Here is a 19516-nt window from a genome sequence, read left to right as displayed (position 1 = left end):
AACCCCCATGGCCCACAGCATCAGCACCTCAGGCACCGACACCTATGTCGGGACCGCCCAGAGCCGCGTCGACGGCCCGGCCAAGGTCACCGGCCAGGCGAAGTACGCCGGCGAGTTCGCCGCCCCCGACCTGACCCACGGCTACGTGGTCTCGAGCGGCATCGCCCGCGGCCGCATCCTCTCCATCGACACCGCCGCCGCCGAGGCGGTGCCGGGCGTCGTCAAGGTCTTCACCCACGAGAACCGGCCGCGCACCGCCTGGCTCGACTACAATTACCAGGACCAGGTCGCGCCTCCGGGCTCGCCCTTCCGGCCGCTCTACGACGACAAGGTCCATTACAGCGGCCAGCCCGTGGCCCTGGTGGTGGCGGAGGATTTCGGCACGGCGCGCTACGCCGCCTCGCTGGTGAAGCTCACCTACGAGGCCGAGACGCCGACCACCGATCTGCGGACCCTGGAGGATGTGGCCTACGTGCCGCCGAAGAAGCGGTCCGGCATCAAGCCGCCGCCGGCGCCCTGGGGCGATGCGGACGGCGCCTACAAGGCCGCCCCGGTCCAGCTCACCAACCACTACCATATGGCCGTCGAGCACCATAACCCGATGGAGCCCCACGCCTCGACCGTGGTCTGGGAAGGCGGCGGCAAGCTCACCGTCTACGACAAGATCCAGGGCGTCTCGAACAGCCTCGGCTACATCACCGGCGTGTTCGGGATGAAGAAGGACGACGTCCACGTCCTCAACCCCTATCTCGGCGGCGGCTTCGGCTCGGGGCTTCGCCCGCAATACCAGCTCTTCCTCGCCGTCATGGCGGCGCGGGAGCTGGAGCGCTCGGTGCGGGTGACCCTGACCCGCGACCAGATGTTCACCTTCGGCTACCGGCCCGACGTGCGCCAGACCATCGCCCTCGGGGCGGAGGCCGACGGTGCGCTGACCTCCGTCCGGCACGAGGCGATCTCCGGCACCTCCGGCTTCGAGGACTACCAGGAGGTGGTCGTGAACTGGTCGGGCATCCTCTACGATTGCCCGAACGTCGCCCTCGACTACCGGCTCGCCAAGATCGACACCTACACCCCCTCCGACATGCGCGCGCCGGGCGCGGTGACGGGCGTGTTCGCCCTCGAGATCGCCATGGACGAGCTCGCCCACGAGACCGGCCAGGACCCGATCGACCTGCGCCTGCGGAACTATGCCGAGAAGGACCGGACCCAGGACAAGCCGTTCAGTTCCAAGTCCCTGCGGGCGGCCTATGCCCAGGGCGCCGAGCGCTTCGGCTGGTCGACCCGCAACCCGGAGCCGCGCTCCATGAAGGAGGGGCGCGAGTTCGTGGGCTGGGGCATGGCCACCGGCATCTGGGAGGCCCTGATGCAGCAGTCCAGCGCCCAGGCGACCCTCACCGCCGACGGCAAGCTCGTGGTCGGCAACCAGACCGGCGACATCGGCACCGGCACCTACACGATCCTGACCCAGATCGCCGCCGACGCCCTGGGCGTTCCGATGTCGGACGTGACGACGAAGCTCGGCGACTCGAAGCTCGCCGACGCGCCGATCGCCGGCGGCTCCTGGACCGCGGCCTCCTCGGGCACGGCGGTGATGAAGGCCTGCCGCGACATCGCCGCCCAGGTCTTCACCCTGGCCCGCGGCCTCGACGATTCGCCGCTGGCCAACGTCGATTTCGACCGCGCGGTCTTCAAGGAGGGGCGCATCTCCGTGGCGGGCGACCCGTCCCGCAGCATCGCCCTCACGGAGGTGATGGCGAAGGCGGGGATGGACAAGATCGAGGCCACCGGCTCGGCCGGCCCGGATTCCAATCACTCCCAGGAATTCGCCGGCTACACCCACTCGGCCATCTTCGCCGAGGTGAAGGTCGACGAGGACCTCGGCGTGGTGCGCGTCACCCGCGTCGTCTCGGCGATCGCGGCGGGCAAGATCATCAACACCAAGACGGCGCGCAGCCAGATCCTCGGAGGCGTGGTGATGGGCATCGGCTCGGCGCTGGAGGAAGAGTCCATGCTCGACCACACCATCGGCCGGTTCATGAACCACAATCTCGGCGAGTACCACGTGCCGGTGCACGCCGACATCCACGACATCGACGTGATCTTCGTGGACGAGGACGACACGGCCAATCCGATGGGCGTGAAGGGCCTGGGCGAGATCGGCATCGTCGGCACGGCGGCGGCGGTGGCCAACGCGGTGTTCCACGCCACCGGCAAGCGCATCCGCACGTTGCCGATCACCATCGACAAGATCATCTGCGACAAGATCATCGGCTGATCCCGCGCCGCCGGTCTTGATGTCTTGAGAGCCGCGTGCCCGTCCGGGCGCGCGGCTCTTCTGTTTAGCGCGTGGCGCGGCCGAACAGGCGCTCGGCGAAGGTCGGGCCTGCATCGCCGCGCCCGGCGACCACGACGAGGCGGCGGACCTCGCCGCGGAGGAAGGCCTGGAGGAAGCGGTTGTAGTCGCGGAACGAGACGCAGCCGTTCGAGGCGCCGCTGGGGCCCAGCATGTAGGTGTGGGCCAGGATGCCGTCGCGGCCGTGGATCGCCGCGCTGCCGCCCACCGGGTTGAGGCGGATCGCCCGGACGCCGTGGAACAGCGCCTCGCGCTCGGTGAGCTCGTAGGTGCCCGGCGGGGTCGAGCCGCGCATCCGGCGGTGGACGTGGCGCGGGTTGTCCATGCTCTCGCCGAGGCCGGAATGGGCCTCGAGCCGCTCGCCGCTGGGCAGGGTCACGGTGCGGGCGGTGATGTCGTAGACGGCCGTGCCGGCGCCGACCACCGGGCTGCTCTCGATCACCCGGCGCGGACCCGGATCGACGCTGGGATCCACCGCCGCGTAGGCGAGGGTGGTCCGCGGCTCCGCCTCGGGCTCCGGTGCGGAGCGCGTTCCGAACACCGTGTCGAAGAAGGAGCGCTCGGCCGCGGCATCGGCGCTCGCGCGGGCGACCTGGGTCCGGCGGGTGGCCAGGGCGCGCAGGGCGGGCGCCGCGCGGAGCGCGAGGCGGGCCGGCTCGGCCTGGGCCACGAGGCCGGCCGGGCGCGGCACCGGCAGCGGGATGGTCTGGGGCAGCGCCTGCGCGATCCGGACCGGGCTGGCGGCCGGAGCGGCCGGAGCAACCGGGACCGGCGCGGGGCGCGGCGTCGCCGTCGCCAGCCGCGTCCGGGCGGCACCCGCGGCGGGCAGCAGGGCGGCGCTGAGCGGGGCCGCCTGGGCCAGCCCCCGGGCTGCGGAGCCCAGGACCGGCACCGGATCGAGCATCCAGGCGGAGGCGCTCGGCGCAGGTGCGGTCGCGAGCACCGCCCGTCCCGGGCCGGCCGGGACGGGTGCGTCCGGCGCGGTCAGGTGCGGGAAGGCGGCGCAGAGGAACGCCACCGCGGAGGTCCGCAGGAGCATCGGCCCGTGGGGCCGGCGACGGCGGCGGAGGCGGCGGCCGGACGGGTACACAGCGTCGTTCATGCGGGCGAACTCGGATACGCAGTTCCCGAACTGGCACAGCCCATCGCCGCAGACCTCAAGAGAAGGTTAAGCGAAGACGAGAGCGGCGGAAGGTGCCCGTTAGGAAAACATCAACCTTAACTGACCCTATTCAGCCGCAGCTTGGTTAATCCCAGATAAACCGCGACGCATCTTGTGCAGAAATCTTGCGCCACGTGGTTCAGCGCCGGCCGGGAGCCTCCGTCCACGGTCGTCGGCGGGGCGGAGCGACACGGATCTGCCCGCCGCCGGCACGAAATCCCGTCCGTGCCCTGTGGACCTCGGGGGCAAGCCGGGCCCCGACGGCGAACCGCTCGAAGTTTCTGCGTATCCTGAGCGCCGGGCCGGGCTGGCGGCCGGCTGCAGGGGGATCGTACCCGCCATGGGGTTTCTCATCGTCTTTCTCGGGGCCGGCCTCGGCGGCATGGCCCGGCACGGCGTCGGGCTCGCCGCCCTGCGCTTCGGCACGGCCTTTCCCTACGGCACGATGGGCATCAACATCCTGGGCTCGATCCTGATGGGGGTGCTGGCGGGCTGGTACGCCATGCGCAGCGGCAGCCAGCCGATGCGGCTGTTCCTGGCCACCGGCGTGCTCGGCGGCTTCACCACCTTCTCGTCCTATGCTCTCGACGGCATCCTCCTGTTGGAGCGCGGCGAGGTGGCCGCGGCCATCATCTACATTCTCGGCTCGGTGGTCCTCGGTCTCGCCGGCCTGCTCCTCGGCCTCATGGTCATGCGGATGATCCTGTGAGACCGGCCGGGCCGTCGTGATGCTGAGCGCGCTGCTGCAATCCTGGCGGTTCTGGGCCCTGCTCTCGGCCTTCTTCGCCGCGCTGACCGCCATCCTGGCGAAGGTCGGCGTCACCGGCGTGCCCCCCGACGTGGCGACCTTCGTCCGCACCGTGGTGATCCTCGCCCTCACCGGCGCGATCCTGTTCGCCACCGGGCAGGCGACGGGCCTCGCGGCGATCCCGGGCCGCAGCGCCGGCTTCCTCGTGGCCTCGGGCCTCGCCACCGGCGCCTCCTGGCTCTGCTACTTCCGGGCCCTCGCCCTCGGAGATGCGGCGCGGGTGGCCCCCCTCGACAAGCTCAGCGTCGTCCTCGTGGCGATCCTCGGGGTGATTCTCCTCGGCGAGAGCCTGACCCTGCCGAACTGGATCGGCGTCGCCCTGATTGCGGCCGGGGCAATCCTGGTGGCCTACCGGGCCTGAGAACCGCCCGGCACCGCGCTGTCGCAGGATCAAGCCCCCGCCACCGCGCCGTTTTTTCCAGCGCATGGAATTCTTCCAAATCGAAGACAGTAGATCGTTCGCCGCGTACAAGATTCAATCAATTCCAATGTTGTGGGAATTGCTTGCCAAGCGGAGACTAAGCTCTCAAACCCTCTCTCAACGACGCTGATCGCGAGAGGAGAGCGGGATCATGGAACGCATGCTGGACTGGCTTCGCGGCGCTCTGCGGATCGCCTGGTGGGACGGCTCGGCCCTCGACCTGCGGCTGCATCGCTTCGCCGATCTCATCGACGCCCTGGCGGGCGCTCCGGAGACGGATCCCGCCCTGGTGCCGGCCCACTGGCGGGAACGCCCGTCCGACCGGACTTCGGGAGCCCGGGCGTGAGCGGGCAGGACGAGCGGATGGAGGCCCCACCCCACCCCGTGCCGGCCTGCGCCGAGCCCGCGTCGCCCGAGGCCCATCTCGACGAGGCCCTGCGCCGCGCCTTCTGGCAGAGCCTGAACCGGGCGCCCCTGCCGGCCCTCTCGGCGCTGGAGGTGGCGGCCCGCGTCGTCGGCGCCCTCTATCGGCAGGTTGCGCAGGCCCATGAGGGGCCGCAGGGCTGCCGTTGCGGCTGGGAGCCGGATCCCGATTGCGATCTCATCGTGCTGGAGGCCAACCTCGCGGCGGCCCTGATGCAGCCGCCCGAGCCCGATCTCGCGCGCATGATCCCCCTCGGACGCGCTTGAGCCGTCACGGTTACGATTCCCTCACACTCCCGGGCCGAACATGGCCGACGCGAGCCCGCTGACGGCCTCGCGTTGGCGCGCGGGGAGTGTGAGATGGACGGGTTCTATCGCGGGATCGAGACGAGCCTCCTGGCTCTCAGTCTGGTCCTCGGGCTCGGTGCCCTGGTCTTGTCGGACCGTGCCCTGCCACGCCCGGCCGTGACCCAGTTGGCGGTCACCCTGCCGATGATCTCCGTCTCGGCGCTGCCCTGAGCTCTGGTCCGGGCCGCATCCGAAATCCCGCTCAAGGATTCATGATCGGTCCGCCCTCTTGACTGCAACCCTTCCGGCCTCTCGCGACTTAACAGTCCAAGATGCAACGCGCGCCGCTGGGCACGCCGTTGCACGATCCCGACATGTTGAGGGCACGTCCACCAAGGGATGTGCGAGCGAGACTTTTCGATGGTAGCGAATCGACTGCGCGTGTCCACGATCGTGGGCGCTTTCGCCTTGGCAGGGACGGTTCTGACAGGAACCGGGTTCTCGGGTATTCTCGTCCCCGGCGCCATGGCGGCCCCGGTCGCCAACCAGGGGCCGGGCAAGACCGCCGTGGTGACAGCGGCCGTCACCCCCGTCGCGGCCGTGACCGAATCCGAGGACGAATCGGTCAATTGCAGCCGCTCGCGCAAGCGCCTCTGGGTCGAGGGCGAGGGCTGGATCGTTCGCCGCGTCACCACCTGCCGCTGACTTCGGACCGAGACCACCAAGGCGAACCCGACCCTGCCGCGAGGCAGGGTTTTTTCGTGTCATCGGTCCGGTCGCCCGCCGCCCCGGGGCTGCTCCGTTCCGATGGGGACCCTGGCCGGCACGCCCTGTAAGCACTCTTCGACGCTGAACGCCGCCGGGATTTGGGGAACGACGGATGCGGCCGCCGGTTCTGTCTCGAATCGGCCAGCGTGGGAGTTCGGCGCCGCATGACCACTTGTTCGAAGATCCGGCCGCGCCGGGGAATCTCTCTCCGCGTCGTCGGCCTCGCCGGCACCCTGGTGCTCTCCGGCTTGGCCGGCGCGGCGCAGGGCCAGGACCTCGCCTACGGCACGGATCCCTATGCCGGTTCCGAGAACGGCTATGGCGGGCCACTGCTCCACGGCGACTATGTCGGTGCGCCGCTCACCCGCTTCCCCCGCCCGAGCGAGCTCGTGCCCAGCGCCTGGGGCTACGGCACTTACGGCATCCCCACGGTGGCGGGGATCCGCAGCGCCTCGGTCGGCACGCCGACGGTCTACGTCATCGATGGGCAGCCCTCCGCGCTGCGCACGGCAGCCCCGGGCCGCTCCCGGGTTCTGACGCGCAACCGCCAGGGGCGCTGGTCGGACGCGGCCGGCGCCGAGCGGACCCGGGCCCGCGGCGGGCCGTTCCAGGCTGCGGCTCCGGTCGCCGAGACGGGTGGTGGCGCCCGCGTCATTCCCGTTCGGGTTTCGCCGGTCCAGATCTCGCGCCGGTAAGGCGGTTGCGGGAAGAAGACTTCGAGTCGGCTTTCGCAAGCGGTTAATCTGTTCGTGCCACTCTCACGTCAAGAACCGTGAAGGTGGTCAGGCCGCGTCATGCATATCGTCCTCGTCGACACCAGTCGGGTCGTGCTCAAGATGATCGCGGCGCTGCTCGAACCCAACGGGCACACTGTCTCGGCCTTCACCGATTCTGCCGAGGCCCTGAACTTCGTCGAGAATACCGGCTCGGTCCGGGTGCTGATTACCAGTCTCGAGGTTCGGCCCCTGGGCGGCCTCGAACTGTGCTGGTCCGCCCGCCTGCTCGCCGAGGCCAATCGTCCCCTCTACGTCATCACCATGTCCTCGGCCCGGAACGCCCGGAACCTCGCCGAGGCCCTGGATAGTGGCGCCGACGACTTCATCGAGAAGCCGCCGGGACCGGAGGAGCTGCATGCCCGCCTGCGGGCCGCCGAGCGCCTGACCACGATGCAGAGCGAACTGATCCGCCTCGCCGACACGGACTCGCTGACGGGCCTGCTTAACCGGCGCGCCTTCCTGCAGAAATCGCGCGATACCGCCGACCGTGTGGGGGATCACGGCAAGATGTCGGCCATCCTCCTCGACATCGATCACTTCAAGCGCATCAACGACGAGTACGGCCACGACGTCGGCGACGCGGCGATCCAGGCTGTGTGCCGCGAACTCGCCCTCGACGGCCTCGTCGGCCGTCTCGGCGGCGAGGAGTTCGGCATCGTCCTGCCCCATCGCACCGGCGCCGAGGCCGAGGGTCTGGCGACCCGCCTGCGCCGCTCGATGGAAGCCCTGCGCATCCGCGGCGGCCGGGTCCCGATCCGCCTCACCTGCAGCTTCGGCGTCAGCGAGTGGTCGGAGGGCGACACCATCGAGGGGCTTCTCAAGCGGGCCGACATCGCCCTCTACGAGGCCAAGACGACGGGACGCAACCGCGTCGTGAGCGCCGCCTCCGACCTCGTGCTGGCGCGCGCCGGCTGAGTCCGAGCCTGTCTCGAATCGAGGGTTAATCCGGCGACGCCCCTGTGCCGTTGCGAAACGCCAAGCTTCCCGATCCGACCGCGAAATCCGGCCGTTTACCAAAGTACCGCGCGGATTTCCGCGGGGCTTGGGCAATGTTCGGGGGATTTCGCCCGAATCCAGACTGAGATTTGGCCAGTAAAGCTCTGGAACGGAACTTGATCTGAACCTCCCAGGGAACGCCGCGGTGTGTCGCGGTGGGACAATGGGGAGTGCAGCGGCATGAATGACGCCGTGGGAGTTTTGATCGTCGGCGAGCCCCTCGGGCTCGAACCCGCGTTTCGCGCCGTCATCGAGCATGAGCCGCGCCTGCAGACCTTGAGCGAGGGCGAGCTCGCGCCCGGATCGGGAGGGCCGTCGCGCAAGGTCGCCCTGCTGTTCGTCGGCGCGGAGCCCGAGCCGGGCCTCGCCGGCCGGATCGCGGCGCTCAAGGGCCGGGCGCCGGGCCTCGCCGTCCTCGTCGGCTTCGAGGTGCTGCGGGCCGGCCTGCTGACCCGTCTGGTGGATGCGGGCGCCGACGCCTTCATCGCCCGCTCGGCGACGCCGCGCGACGTCTGCGAGGCCCTCCTGAGCCTTGCCGCCAACCCGGCCGAGCCGACCTGGGACGAGGCTGCGGCGGTAGCGCCGGCCGACGGCCTGACGCCGCGCGAGGCCGAGATCCTGCGCTTCCTGAGCGCCGGCTTCAGCAACAAGGAGGTGGCGCGCCGCCTGAACCTCAGCGTGCGCACGGTGGAGACCCACCGCCTCAACCTGCGCCGCAAGACCCAGACGGGGCGTCTCAAGGATCTCGTCGCCCTGGCCCGCCACCTCGGCCTCACGCCGGTGGTCGATGCCGCTCCGGTCCGTTCGACGGGCGGCGACCGCCCCCGGGGACAGCACGCGAGCGAGTCCGTGGCCCGGCTCTGAGCCGGGCCGCGACGCCCCTCGGGCGGGCAAGTCGTTTTTCAGGCGGGCGAGACGTTTTTCAGGCGGGGGTCAGACTTTCGTTGACCGCGGAGAGGGGACGCTTGGGCTTCTGGGCCACGTCGCCGCCGCGGATGGCCTCTTCCAGCGGCTCCGGACCCTTTCGCAGGAGCTTGGCCAGGTAGTAGCTGCCGAACCCGAAGATGAAGGCGTAGGCGATCAGGAACGCGATCAGCGAGGTCGTCACGGCGTTGACCGTCAGGGGCGAGTGGGCGTCCGCCGTGCGCAGCTGCCCGTAGACGATGTAAGGCTGGCGTCCGATCTCGGCGGTGAACCAGCCGAACAGGACCGCCCCGAACCCGGAGGGGGTCATCAGCATCGCCGCGTTGAGGAACCAGCGGTTCGAGAAGAGCGTGCCCTTCCAGCGCAGGTAGAGGCTCCACAGGCTCAAGCCCAGCATCGCCATGCCGATCGCGACCATGATGCGGAACGAATAGAAGACCGGCCAGACCGGCGGACGCTGGTCCGGCGGCACGTCCTTCAGGCCCGGCACCACGCCCGAGAAGTCGTGGGTGAGGATGAAGCTGCCGAGGCGCGGGATGCCGATCTCGAAGTCGTTCTTCTCCGCCTGCATGTTGGGGATCGCGAAGAGCAGCAGGGGCATGTTGTCCTGCCGGTCCCAGTTCGCCTCGATCGCCGCGAGCTTGGTCGGCTGCAGCTTGAGCACGGCGAGCCCGTGGGTGTCGCCGACGAAGATCTGGATCGGCGTGAAGATCACCGCGAACCAGAGCGCCATGGAGAGCGAGAGACGGGCCCCCGCCACCTTCTCGGCCGGCTCCTTGCGCGCCCGCAGGATCATCCAGGCCGACATGCCCGCCACCGCGAAGGCCGTGGTGAGGAAGCAGCCCAGGACCATGTGGGCGTAGCGGATCGGGAAGGACGGGTTGAAGATCACCTTCCACCAGTCGGTGGCGATGGCCCGGCCGTTCTCGACGACGAAGCCGTCCGGCGTCTGCATCCAGGAATTGGCCGACAGGATCCAGAAGGCCGAGATCAGGGTGCCGATCGCCACCATGCAGGTGGAGACGAAGTGCAGCCTGTCGCCGACCCGGTCCCAGCCGAACAGCATGATCCCGAGGAAGCCCGCTTCGAGGAAGAAGGCGGTGATCACCTCGTACTGGATCAACGGCCCGAGCACGTTGCCGGTGAAGTCGGAGTAGCGCGACCAGTTGGTGCCGAGCTGGTAGCTCATCACGATGCCGGAGACGACGCCGAGGCCGAACGAGACCGCGAAGACCTTCACCCAGAACCGGTAGAGGTTCCGGTACATCGGGTTGCCGGTCCAGAGCCACTGCGCCTCCAGGCGGGCGAGGAAGCTCGCCAGCCCGATGGTGAAGGCCGGGAAGATGATGTGGAAGGCCATGGTGAAGCCGAACTGGATGCGCGAGAGCAGGAGCGCGTCGACTTCCATGGCAAACCCTCATGCGATGCGGAGCCTCGATGGCAGGGACCCCTGAAGCAGCTATAGCGTGAAGACGCCGAAGCTGCATCCGGTTCGCGGCGGGCGACCGGGTCGCAGGGGGCGGCCCGGGGGACTCCTCAGCGCCGCGGCAGCAGGCGGCGCGGCGCGCGGGCCAGGGTCGCGACCCCGAACAGGCCGAGGGCCACCACCCCGGTCAGCCCGGCCACGAGGAGGTCGCGGTCGCGGCTCGTCCAGTAGGCGCTGCGCGTCGTCTTGGTCCGGTCCGAGAAGCGCCCGTCGATGCCCACATGGCCGGGCACCGGGGCGAACAGGTTGCCGGCCTTGTCGGGCGCCGGCTCGTCGGTGAGCTGGGCCGACCACATCGTGGCGGCCTTCTTGTCCGCGTAGCCCGGCATCAGCGCCTGAGCGGCGGCCATCATCACCGTGCTGTGGCCGACCCAGACCTCGCGGCTCGGGTTCTCCGCCGCGGCGACGATCGCCTCGGCGCAGAGGCGCGGATCGTAGACCGGATCGGGAGCGTACTGGCCGTGGCCGGTGCGGTTGCGGGCCCAGTTGAATTGCGGGGTGTTGACGGCGGGCAGGTAGACCACGCTGAGGGAGACATCCACGCGATCGTGGATCAGCTCGGAGCGCAGGGCGTCGGTGAAGCCCGAGACCGCGAACTTCGCCGCGCAGTAGGGTGCCTGGAGCGGCGCGGCCCGGATGCCGAGACCCGACGAGACCTGGATGATCGCGCCGCGGTTGCGCGGCTTCATGTGGCGCAGAGCCGCCAGCGTCCCGTAGACCTGGCTCAGGTAGGTCGTCTCGGTGACGCGCCGGTACTCCTCGGGCGTGATCCGGTCGGCCGGGTTCACGATCGTCGCCATCGCGTTGTTGACCCAGGCCCGGATCGGCCCGAACTCCCGCTCGATCCGCTCGGCGGCGGCGTCGATCGCCTCCGCGTCCGCGACGTCGGCCGAGATCCCCAGGACGGGGCGGCCGTAGGCGGTCAGGTCGGCCTCCGCGTCGCGCAGGCGGTCGGCATCGCGGGCGATGACGACCACGGCCCAGCCGCGCCGCGCGAAGAGATGGGCGGTGGCGAGCCCGATTCCGGCGGTTCCTCCGGTGACGACCGCGACCTTGGTCATGGATTTCGGCTTCCTTCTCGACGACAGCCTGCGCCAACGGTCCAGGGGTGCGGCTGTTGCCTTGAGGACCGCGTGCCCAAACGACACGGGTCCCGGACGGACCGGGCGGTCGACGACGCCTCAGGCCGCCTGGCCCGCCTCGGCGGCCGGCTTCTTGGCTTTCGCCATCTTGGCTGTCGCCGCCTTGGCTTTCGCTTCCTTGGCCGCGGGCGCCTCTGCGGCGGCTGCCGGGGCAGCCAGGGACTTCGCCGCCTTGGTGGCCCGGCGGCGCGTGGCCTTGCGCGCGCCGGGGCTTCCCGCTCCCGTCGAGAGATCGCGGCCCTGGCCGTCCTTGACCTCGGCGAGGCGTGCCTGGAGCAGGCCGAGCACGGCGGCCTCCTCGGGCTTCAGCACGGTGAGGTCCTCGCGCAACTCGTCCTCCACCGCGTCCTTGATCTGCAGGAGGAGCGCACCCTCGAGGTAGCAGTCGAGCACCTGCGGATGGATGTAGCACTTGCGGCAGATGGTCGGCGTGTTGCCGAGCCGGGCGGCGACGCCCTCGATGGCGGCCCGCAGGTTCTTCTTGGCCTTGGCCTCGCTGTCGAAGGCCTCGAATTCCTGCAGCGCCAGGGCGGCCAGGACGGTCCCGGCCCAGGTCCGGAAATCCTTGGCGGTGATGTCCTGGCCGGTGATCTCGCGCAGGTAGGCGTTGACGTCGGCCGAGGTCACGTCGCGCACGGTGCCGTCCGCGTCGCGATACTGGAACAGCTCCTGGCCGGGCAGGTCCTGGCAGGCCTTGACGATCCGGGCGACGCGGCGGTCCTTGAGGCCGAGGTCCCAGGTCTTGCCGCTCTTGCCCTTGAACCGGAAGGTCAGCGCCGAACCCGCGATCCGGGCGTGCCGGTCGCGCAGCGTCGTGAGGCCAAAGCTCTTGTTGGTACGGGCGTAATCGTCGTTGCCGACGCGGATCAGCGTGGTCTCGAGGAGATGCACCACGGTGGCCAGCACCTTCTCACGGGGAAGGTCGCGCTTGCCCATGTCGGCATCCACGCGGGCGCGGATGGCCGGGAGCGCGTCGGCGAAGGCCATGACGTGCTCGAACTTGGTGAGGTCGCGGGCGGCGCGAAAATCCGGGTGGTAGCGGTACTGCTTGCGCCCCTTGGCGTCGCGGCCCGTCGCCTGGATGTGACCGTTGGCCCGCGGGCAGATCCAGACGTCGGTATAGGCCGGCGGGATCGCCAGGGCGCGGATCCGGGCGAGGGTCTTCGCGTCCCGCACCGGCTGGCCCCGGGCGTCGCGATAAGCGAAACCCGTCCCGCTCTTCCGACGCGTCAGGCCCGGCATGGTGTCGTCGACGTAGCGCAGGCCCGCTTCCTCGGCGGCGTCGCGCGGGTCGGCGACCGTGCCCTCTTCGTCGCGCGCCGTGGCCATGCTGGTCCCGTCCCTGCGGTGATCTGGTTCGCCGTCAACGGGCCCGCGCTAGTCCCTGTTCCGCCATGCCCCGTTCCGCCATGCCCTGTTCCGCCATGCCTCGTTCCGGGCGGAGCGTGCTACATCGCGTCCGATGGATATCCCCGCTTCCGCCGCCGCACCCCGGCGCCTCGTCTTCCTCGCCCCCGACGATGCGGGCTTCGCGGCCCGCGACCTTCCCCTCGTGGCGGCGGCCCGGGCTGCCGGTTTGTCCGCGACGGTGGTGACGCGGGTGGACGCCCATCGCGGGGCGATCGAGGCGGCGGGCGCCCGGGTGGTGCCCTTCGCGCTGGGGACCTCGCGGCTCAACCCGATGGCGGCGGGCTACGAGGCGGGCCAGCTCGCCGGAATCCTGAAAGCGCTGGAGGCCGACCTCCTCCACGCCATCGGCCTCCGGGCGATCGTGGTCGGCGGCACGGCCGCGGCCATGTCGGGGATCGCGGCGCGGATCTACCAGCCCGGCGATCCCGCGGCCCTGAACGCCCGCACGGACGCCGCCGGGCGCCTGACGCGCTTCGGCCTGCGCGGGGCGCTGCGGGGCCCCCTCGCCACCCGGGCCACCCGCTATCTCTGCGCGACCGCGGCCGAGGCCGCCGCCCTGGGCCTCGACCCGGCCGATACGGCGCTGGCGCTGGCGGGCGCGGACGGGCTCGCGGTCGCCGCCGGCACCCTCTACGGCGAGTTCGCCCGAGCATGATCGAGCCAGCTTGATCACGCCCGCATGATCACGCCCGCATGAGCAAGCCCCGCAAGAGAACGCCCGCATGACGCCGTCGGCCGATCCCCTCGCCTTCATCCGGGCCAACACCCGGCTGCGCCCGGTGCCGCACGCGCCCGAGATCGTCCTGCACGTGGCCGACGAGGCCACCGAGCTGTGGCAGAAGACCGAGGACGAGCTGGCGGTGATCGGCCTGCCGCCGCCGTTCTGGGCCTTCGCCTGGGCCGGCGGGCAGGCCCTGGCCCGCTACATCCTCGACAATCCCGGTCTCGTGGCGGGACGCCGGGTGCTCGATTTCGCCTCCGGCTCGGGCCTCGTCGCCATCGCGGCGGCGCGCTCCGGCGCGGAGCATGTCACGGCGAGCGACCTCGACCCCTTCGCGATCCCGGCCATCGGCCTCAATGCGGCGGCCAACGGCGTGGCGGAGCGCATCGAGGCGGTGTCGCGCGACCTCATCGGCTCCGATCCGGGGTCCGCCGTGGTGCTCGCCGCCGACATCTTCTACGAGCAGGACCTCGCCGCCCGGGTCACCGCCTGGCTGTCCGGCCTGCACGCGCGCGGCGCCACCGTGCTGGTGGGCGATCCCGGCCGCTCCTACCTGCCCCGCGACCGGCTCACCGAACTCGCCACCTACACGGTGCCGGTGAGCCGCTCCCTGGAGGATGCCGAGGTCAAGCGCAGCAGCGTCTGGCGCTTCAGCGCCTGAGCCGCGCCCTGCGCGGAGGCCGGCTCAGAACCGGCCGCGGCGCTGCGCGTCGAGGCTCCACGGGCCGGCGCCGGCGGCCGCCAGGTAGAGGAAGACGAAGCAGAACAGGATCGCGGCATCGCCGCCGTTGAGGGCCGGGAACGGGCTCTTGGGGTGGTGGGCGATGAAATACGCGACCGCCATCTGGCCGGAGAGCAGGAACGCCACCGGCCGGGTGAACAGGCCCAGGATGATGAGCACGCCGCCCAGGGTTTCGAGGATGGCCGCGAACCACAGGAGCGACATCATCGCGGGGCCCGCTCCCCCACCCATCCGGAGGGGAAAGCCGAACAGCTTCTGCGTGCCGTGCTCCAGGAAGAGCAGGCCTGCCACGATGCGCAGGATGCTGAGGAGGCGCGGGGCCCAGGTCGTCGAGAGGCTGGCGAGGGACATGGGCGAGGGGTCTCCGGCGAGGGGGGCCGCATCGAAGGGCCCGCGGCGCGGACGGCGCCCGCGCGAAGCCGTCGAGCCATAGCGCGGGGCCGGGGACGGGGCGAGCCTCGCAGGACAATCCCAGGGGATATCCGGCCGCGCGGCCCCGCCTACATTCCGTCGTCGAACTCCGGCGGGCCGAGGCGGCGCCAGGCGGCGGCGATGCGCTCGGGCTTGGTGTCGAGGGCCTCCGCGCAGGCGAGGAGCGTCGCCTCGTCACCCATGATATGATCGAGGATGCCGGCCAGGAAGCCGGGGTCCTGTGCACTGGCCCGCAGGGTCTCGGGCGTCGCCCCGGTGGCGTTGAGGAAGGCGAACAGGCGCTCGTCGTCGGTGGCCATCCAGGCGAGGGCCGCCAGGGCCACGCCTTCGGCGGATTCGTCTCCGCTATTGGGTTTGCGTTTCGTCAACATGTATCCGCTAAATCTCCTCAGGCGGGGCATGCGTCGAACGACAATGGGCCGTCCACGCACCGGGAACAACGGGCCATGAAGAAGACCGTGCTCATCGTTGAGGACAACGAACTCAATATGAAGCTCTTCAACGACCTGTTGGAGGGACATGGCTACGCGACGCTCAAGACGGCCAACGGCATCGAGGCGATCGAGCTCGCGCGGGCCCATCGCCCCGACCTGATCCTCATGGACATCCAGCTGCCCGAGGTCTCCGGCCTCGAAGTCACGAAGTGGCTCAAGGAAGACGACGACCTCAAGGCCATCCCGGTGATCGCGATCACGGCCTTCGCCATGAAGGGCGACGAAGAGCGCATCCGCGAGGGCGGTTGCGAAGCCTACCTGTCGAAACCGATCTCGGTGGCGAAGTTTCTCGCCACCGTCCGACAGTATCTCGGCGACGCCAGGACCGCCTGACCTGCCCGCCTCGCTCATAGCCTTCCCGATGGCCCGTAGTACGACCCTGCGCGAGGACCGATGTCGGCCCGAATTCTGATCGTCGATGATCTCTTCCCGAACGTGAAGCTCCTGGAGACGAAGCTCTCCATGGAATACTTCGACGTCCTGGCGGCGATGAACGGCCCCGACGCGCTGACGATCTGCGAGAAGGGTCTCTGCGACCTCGTCCTCCTCGACGTGATGATGCCCGGCATGGACGGGTTCGAGGTCTGCCGCCGGCTCAAGAGCAATCCCAACACGGCCCACCTGCCCGTCGTGATGGTCACCGCCCTCGACCAGCCCTCCGACCGCCTGCGCGGGCTCGATGCGGGTGCGGACGACTTTCTGACGAAGCCCATCGACGACACGGCCCTGTTCGCCCGCGTGCGCAGCCTCGTGCGCCTCAAGGCGGTGACGGACGAGCTGCGCTCCCGCGCCATGGCCTCGCGGGATTTCGGGATCGGCGACCCCCTGGCCCTCGCCGCCGCCGAGACCGGCCTCAACGCCTCGATCCTCCTCGTGGAGGACCGTCCCGGCTCGGCCGACCGCCTCTCGGCGGCCCTGGGCCAGCACCATTCGCTCACGGTCGAGCCCGACCCGCACAAGGCCCTGGTGCTGGCGGCGGAGGGCGCGTTCGACCTGACCCTGGTCAGCCTCGACATCCAGGGGTTCGACGGCCTGCGCCTGTGCAGCCAGCTGCGCTCCCTCGATCGCACCCGCCTGATGCCCGTGATGATGATCGCCGAGGAGCACGACCGCGCCCGGGTGATCCGGGGGCTCGAATTCGGCGTGCACGACTACCTGATGCGGCCCGTGGACCGGAACGAGCTCGTGGCCCGGGTGCGCACGCAGGTGCGCCGCCGCCGCTTCTCGGACGCCCTGCGGGGCGCCGTCCAGGCCTCGATGGAACTCGCCGTCACCGATGGCCTCACGGGCCTTCACAACCGGCGCTACCTCGACAGCCACCTCGGCGCGCTGTTCGGCGAGGCGGCCCTGCGCAACCGTCCGGTGGCGGCGCTGATGCTCGACATCGACCGCTTCAAGTCCATCAACGACACCTACGGCCACGAGGCCGGCGACGAGGTGCTCAAGGCCTTCGCCGAGCGCATCCGCACCCATACGCGCGGCATCGACATCGTGGCCCGCTACGGTGGCGAGGAGATCGTCATCATCCTGCCGGATGCCGAGGCGGAGGGGGCCTACGCCATCGCCGAGCGCATCCGCGAGCGGATCGAGGCGGTGCCGTTCGCCATCCAGCGCGACACCCGCATGGTGCCGGTGACGGTGTCCATCGGCGTGGCCTGGCGCCGGGCCGAGGATGTCGGGCCGGCCGACATGCTCAAGCGGGCCGACCTCGCCCTGTACCGGGCCAAGAGCACCGGCAGGAACCGCGTCGAAGCGGCGGCGGCCTGAAGCCCGGCCGGAACCGCGTCGAAGCGGCGGCGGCCTGAAGCCCGGCCGGAACCGCGTCGAAGCGGCGGCGGCGGCCTGAAGCCCGGCCGGAACCGTGTCGAAGCGGCGGCGGCCTGAAGCCCGGCCGCCGCGCCGCCCGGGCCCCGAAGCCCGCTACTGCAGCTGGTGGCCCTTCTTGGCCATCTCGGCACGGACCCGGACCATGATGTATTCCGAGACGTCCTGGGTCCAGTTCTGCATGGCCTGGACCATCTCGTCGAGCACCTGCGGCTGGGTCTCGACGTAGCGCTTGCCGGCGGGCGAGCGGAAGAAGGTCGCGATCTCGTTCAGCTCGGCCTCGGACAGGCGCGCGGCGTAGATCCGGGCGGCGGTGTCGATCATCGCCTGCTTCTGCAGCTCCATCTCGGGCTCGAGGGAGGTCAGCACCGTCTCGAGGTCCTTGGAGAGCTCGGGCCGGGTCACGGCGCCCTGGCGGATCCGCTCGGCGAAGGCCGGGATGATCGAGTCGAACGACCGGGCGATGCCGGAATTCAGCATGACCTCGCGGGCGAGGGCCAGGTGGTTCGCCGAGTAGGCGGGTGTCTGCGCGGCGGGCGTGCTCGGCGCCGGTGCGGCAGCGGGCGTCGACGGCTTGGCGCCGGGCTTGGCCGCCGGCGGCTTCTGGGCCGGGGTTTGGGCCTGGGCGGCCAGGGGGGCGCTGGCGAGGACGAGGGCGGCCAGGGCGGCGAGGCGGCGGGACATGGCGGACGCTCCGGGAGGGGTTCGGCGAAGGGGAGGATGGGAAGGGCGGGAGATGGGGGTGAGCGCCCTCAGACGGTTCCGAGCCGGCTCACCACCGCCTGCCCGTCGCGCGCCTCGGCCAGGATGGCTCCGGTGGCGAGGCCGAGGAACAGGCCGTGCTCGACGACGCCCGGCACGGCCCAGAGGGCACCCGACAAGGCCTCGGGATCCGGGATGCGTCCGAGATGGGCGTCGAGGATGTGGTGGCCGCCATCGCTGACGAAGGGCGTGCCGTCCCGGGCCCGCAGGACGAGCTGGCCGGTGCAGCCGCTCGCCTGCAGGGCGGCGGCCACGGCCCGGCGGGTGGCGCCGAGGCCGAAGGCGTTGACCTCGATCGGCAGCGGGAACGCCCCGAGGGTCTCGACGCGCTTGGCGGCATCCGCGATCACCACCATCCGGTGGCTGGCGAAGGCGACGATCTTCTCGCGGAGCAACGCGCCGCCGCCGCCCTTCACGAGGCGCATCGCCCCGTCGATCTCGTCCGCGCCGTCGATGGTCAAGTCGAGTTCGGGCAGCGCGTCCAGGGTGGCGAGGCGGATGCCGGCGGCCTCGGCCGCGACCCGGGTCGCCTCGGAGGTGGGCACGCCGACGACGTCGAGGCCATCCCGGACGCGGGCACCCAGGAGTTCGACGAAGACGTTGGCGGTGGACCCGGTTCCGATCCCCAGCCGCATCCCGGGCGTCACCAGTCCGACCGCGACCTCGGCCGCCGCGCGGCGCAGATCCGGCCCGCTCACGCGAAGGCTCCGGCGGCGGGGAGGGGGAAGGCGTGCGGCATGGGAGGGCTCGGGCGAGGGGCGAATCGACTGGGGCGCGCCAGCGGCCGGCCGGCGCGCCCGGTGCCCCTAGCACGCCGGGCCGGACGGTCCAACGCGGCGTGCCAGGGTCTGCGGTCGGGACAGGGGTTGCGGTCGGGAGAGGGCTCGGTCAGGGACGGGCGCCCTGGGGCGGCGTGGCGCTCGGACCCACCCGGCCCGGCGCCGCGCCGGTGGCCGGGGCCTCGTCGGCCCCCGGGCTCGCCGGATTCGCCTGCGCGGTGCAGACCACCGCCTCCTTCTGCAGCTGCACGTAGCAGATGCTCATCTCGCCGGTGCGGTAATTGACCCGGAACACCCCCGCCTCGCGGGTGTGGCGGGAGGCGACCAGGCCGTATTCCGACGGGGCCTGGGCGCTGGCGCCCTCGCCGGCGCCGTAGCAGACGGTGACGCCGACGCTGCCCACCGCGCCCTCGCGCAGGCCGTACTGGCAGGAGGTCACCTCGCCCGTGACCTTGTCGACGCGATAGACCCGGTTGAGGTCGATCTGGGGCGCCGGCACGAACTCGAAGGAAGCGGCCCAAGCCGGCGCGGCCAGGGCCGGGAGAAGGCCGGCCAGAGCGACGAGGGCCCGGGCGGGGCGGACGGACATCGGAGGCAGGATCGAACGCATCGGGAGCCTTCGTGAATGCTGGGGTGCGCGGGGCGGCGGGGTTCGGATCGGAGACGACGCAGCGCTAGCGCCGGCTTGCGGCGCAACCGTGGCCCGCCGGATCATCGCTGGCCGGAACGCAGAACGCCGCGACGGCGCGGGACGCGGGTGAAAACGCGTCGCGATCCCGCCCCTGCGCGGGGCCCGCGCGGTGAT

General features: G+C 70.9%; 23 protein-coding genes. 14 read left to right on the top strand and 9 right to left on the bottom strand.

The annotated features are described in order from the left end of the window. The first annotated feature begins 7 nt into the window (after positions 1 to 7). The gene (locus tag ASF58_RS01005) at positions 8 to 2275 is read left to right on the top strand and encodes a xanthine dehydrogenase family protein molybdopterin-binding subunit (protein WP_055946303.1); all 2268 of its coding nucleotides are present in this window, start codon (positions 8 to 10) and stop codon (positions 2273 to 2275) included. A gap of 64 nt (positions 2276 to 2339) precedes the next feature. Here ASF58_RS01005 and ASF58_RS01000 read toward each other — a convergent pair whose 3' ends face one another. Further along, positions 2340 to 3455 (bottom strand): DUF2778 domain-containing protein, encoded by a 1116-nt coding sequence (locus ASF58_RS01000; protein WP_055946300.1) that lies wholly within the window; start codon positions 3453 to 3455, stop codon positions 2340 to 2342. 400 nt (positions 3456 to 3855) lie between these two features. Between ASF58_RS01000 and crcB the strand changes: the two genes are divergently transcribed. The 9 genes from crcB to ASF58_RS00960 all read left to right on the top strand — a co-directional run bounded on the left by crcB (position 3856) and on the right by ASF58_RS00960 (position 8859). Continuing rightward, positions 3856 to 4224, top strand: a complete 369-nt coding sequence (gene crcB / locus ASF58_RS00995; RefSeq protein WP_055946296.1) for a fluoride efflux transporter CrcB — start codon at positions 3856 to 3858, stop codon at positions 4222 to 4224. A 22-nt stretch (positions 4225 to 4246) separates the two neighbouring features. Next, the gene (locus tag ASF58_RS00990; RefSeq protein WP_055948516.1) at positions 4247 to 4684 is read left to right on the top strand and encodes an EamA family transporter; all 438 of its coding nucleotides are present in this window, start codon (positions 4247 to 4249) and stop codon (positions 4682 to 4684) included. 211 nt (positions 4685 to 4895) lie between these two features. Beyond that, the gene (locus tag ASF58_RS00985; protein ID WP_055946292.1) at positions 4896 to 5090 is read left to right on the top strand and encodes a hypothetical protein; all 195 of its coding nucleotides are present in this window, start codon (positions 4896 to 4898) and stop codon (positions 5088 to 5090) included. A gap of 17 nt (positions 5091 to 5107) precedes the next feature. After that, on the top strand, positions 5108 to 5434 hold the full coding sequence (locus ASF58_RS00980; RefSeq protein ID WP_055946289.1) for a hypothetical protein: 327 nt from the start codon (positions 5108 to 5110) through the stop codon (positions 5432 to 5434). Positions 5435 to 5527: 93 nt separating this feature from the next. Further along, entirely contained in the window at positions 5528 to 5686 is a 159-nt protein-coding gene (locus ASF58_RS26610) for a hypothetical protein (RefSeq protein ID WP_200930155.1), read from the top strand. 204 nt (positions 5687 to 5890) lie between these two features. Continuing rightward, positions 5891 to 6160 carry a hypothetical protein gene (locus tag ASF58_RS00975; protein ID WP_082512841.1) on the top strand — a complete coding sequence of 90 codons (270 nt, stop codon included), beginning with the start codon at positions 5891 to 5893 and terminating at the stop codon, positions 6158 to 6160. A 227-nt stretch (positions 6161 to 6387) separates the two neighbouring features. Further along, complete coding sequence (locus ASF58_RS00970; RefSeq protein ID WP_055946283.1) at positions 6388 to 6918, top strand: hypothetical protein; 531 nt, start codon at positions 6388 to 6390, stop codon at positions 6916 to 6918. A 99-nt stretch (positions 6919 to 7017) separates the two neighbouring features. Beyond that, a complete protein-coding gene (locus ASF58_RS00965) occupies positions 7018 to 7914 on the top strand; it encodes a diguanylate cyclase (protein ID WP_055946280.1) in 897 nt (298 codons plus the stop codon). 261 nt (positions 7915 to 8175) lie between these two features. Continuing rightward, entirely contained in the window at positions 8176 to 8859 is a 684-nt protein-coding gene (locus tag ASF58_RS00960) for a response regulator transcription factor (protein ID WP_055946276.1), read from the top strand. 58 nt (positions 8860 to 8917) lie between these two features. Here the strand turns inward: ASF58_RS00960 and ASF58_RS00955 are convergent, their stop codons facing one another. The 3 genes from ASF58_RS00955 to ASF58_RS00945 form a co-directional block, all read right to left on the bottom strand. Then, on the bottom strand, positions 8918 to 10327 hold the full coding sequence (locus ASF58_RS00955) for a cytochrome ubiquinol oxidase subunit I (RefSeq protein ID WP_055946273.1): 1410 nt from the start codon (positions 10325 to 10327) through the stop codon (positions 8918 to 8920). Positions 10328 to 10455: 128 nt separating this feature from the next. Then, on the bottom strand, positions 10456 to 11466 hold the full coding sequence (locus ASF58_RS00950; protein WP_055946270.1) for an SDR family oxidoreductase: 1011 nt from the start codon (positions 11464 to 11466) through the stop codon (positions 10456 to 10458). 120 nt (positions 11467 to 11586) lie between these two features. Further along, positions 11587 to 12876 (bottom strand): DNA topoisomerase IB, encoded by a 1290-nt coding sequence (locus ASF58_RS00945; protein ID WP_055946267.1) that lies wholly within the window; start codon positions 12874 to 12876, stop codon positions 11587 to 11589. Between the two features lie 133 nt (positions 12877 to 13009). On the opposite strand from ASF58_RS00945, the gene ASF58_RS00940 reads away from it, so the two are divergent. Next, on the top strand, positions 13010 to 13612 hold the full coding sequence (locus tag ASF58_RS00940) for a hypothetical protein (protein ID WP_055946264.1): 603 nt from the start codon (positions 13010 to 13012) through the stop codon (positions 13610 to 13612). Between the two features lie 67 nt (positions 13613 to 13679). Continuing rightward, complete coding sequence (locus tag ASF58_RS00935) at positions 13680 to 14339, top strand: methyltransferase (protein ID WP_055946262.1); 660 nt, start codon at positions 13680 to 13682, stop codon at positions 14337 to 14339. Between the two features lie 24 nt (positions 14340 to 14363). Here the strand turns inward: ASF58_RS00935 and ASF58_RS00930 are convergent, their stop codons facing one another. Then, complete coding sequence (locus tag ASF58_RS00930) at positions 14364 to 14771, bottom strand: DoxX family protein (RefSeq protein WP_055946260.1); 408 nt, start codon at positions 14769 to 14771, stop codon at positions 14364 to 14366. 149 nt (positions 14772 to 14920) lie between these two features. Then, positions 14921 to 15223: a DUF3572 domain-containing protein gene (locus tag ASF58_RS00925; protein ID WP_055946257.1), complete on the bottom strand. Its 303-nt coding sequence runs from the start codon at positions 15221 to 15223 to the stop codon at positions 14921 to 14923. Positions 15224 to 15298: 75 nt separating this feature from the next. Between ASF58_RS00925 and ASF58_RS00920 the strand changes: the two genes are divergently transcribed. Continuing rightward, positions 15299 to 15679 (top strand): response regulator, encoded by a 381-nt coding sequence (locus tag ASF58_RS00920; protein ID WP_055946254.1) that lies wholly within the window; start codon positions 15299 to 15301, stop codon positions 15677 to 15679. 60 nt (positions 15680 to 15739) lie between these two features. Beyond that, on the top strand, positions 15740 to 17113 hold the full coding sequence (locus ASF58_RS00915) for a PleD family two-component system response regulator (protein WP_055946247.1): 1374 nt from the start codon (positions 15740 to 15742) through the stop codon (positions 17111 to 17113). Between the two features lie 153 nt (positions 17114 to 17266). Here the strand turns inward: ASF58_RS00915 and ASF58_RS00910 are convergent, their stop codons facing one another. From ASF58_RS00910 to ASF58_RS00900, 3 genes are all read right to left on the bottom strand, one after another. Next, positions 17267 to 17854, bottom strand: coding sequence for a DUF2059 domain-containing protein (locus tag ASF58_RS00910; protein ID WP_055946245.1), 588 nt, complete (start codon positions 17852 to 17854; stop codon positions 17267 to 17269). A 68-nt stretch (positions 17855 to 17922) separates the two neighbouring features. Then, a complete protein-coding gene (gene rpiA / locus ASF58_RS00905; protein ID WP_055946242.1) occupies positions 17923 to 18630 on the bottom strand; it encodes a ribose-5-phosphate isomerase RpiA in 708 nt (235 codons plus the stop codon). Positions 18631 to 18820: 190 nt separating this feature from the next. Next, positions 18821 to 19300 carry a hypothetical protein gene (locus ASF58_RS00900; RefSeq protein ID WP_055948513.1) on the bottom strand — a complete coding sequence of 160 codons (480 nt, stop codon included), beginning with the start codon at positions 19298 to 19300 and terminating at the stop codon, positions 18821 to 18823. Positions 19301 to 19516 lie beyond the last annotated feature (216 nt).

This window comes from Methylobacterium sp. Leaf125 (assembly GCF_001423085.1).
In the GTDB taxonomy this organism is placed as follows: domain Bacteria; phylum Pseudomonadota; class Alphaproteobacteria; order Rhizobiales; family Beijerinckiaceae; genus Methylobacterium.
Note: the sequence above shows the minus strand (reverse complement) of the source record. Positions and strands in the feature narration are given on the sequence as shown.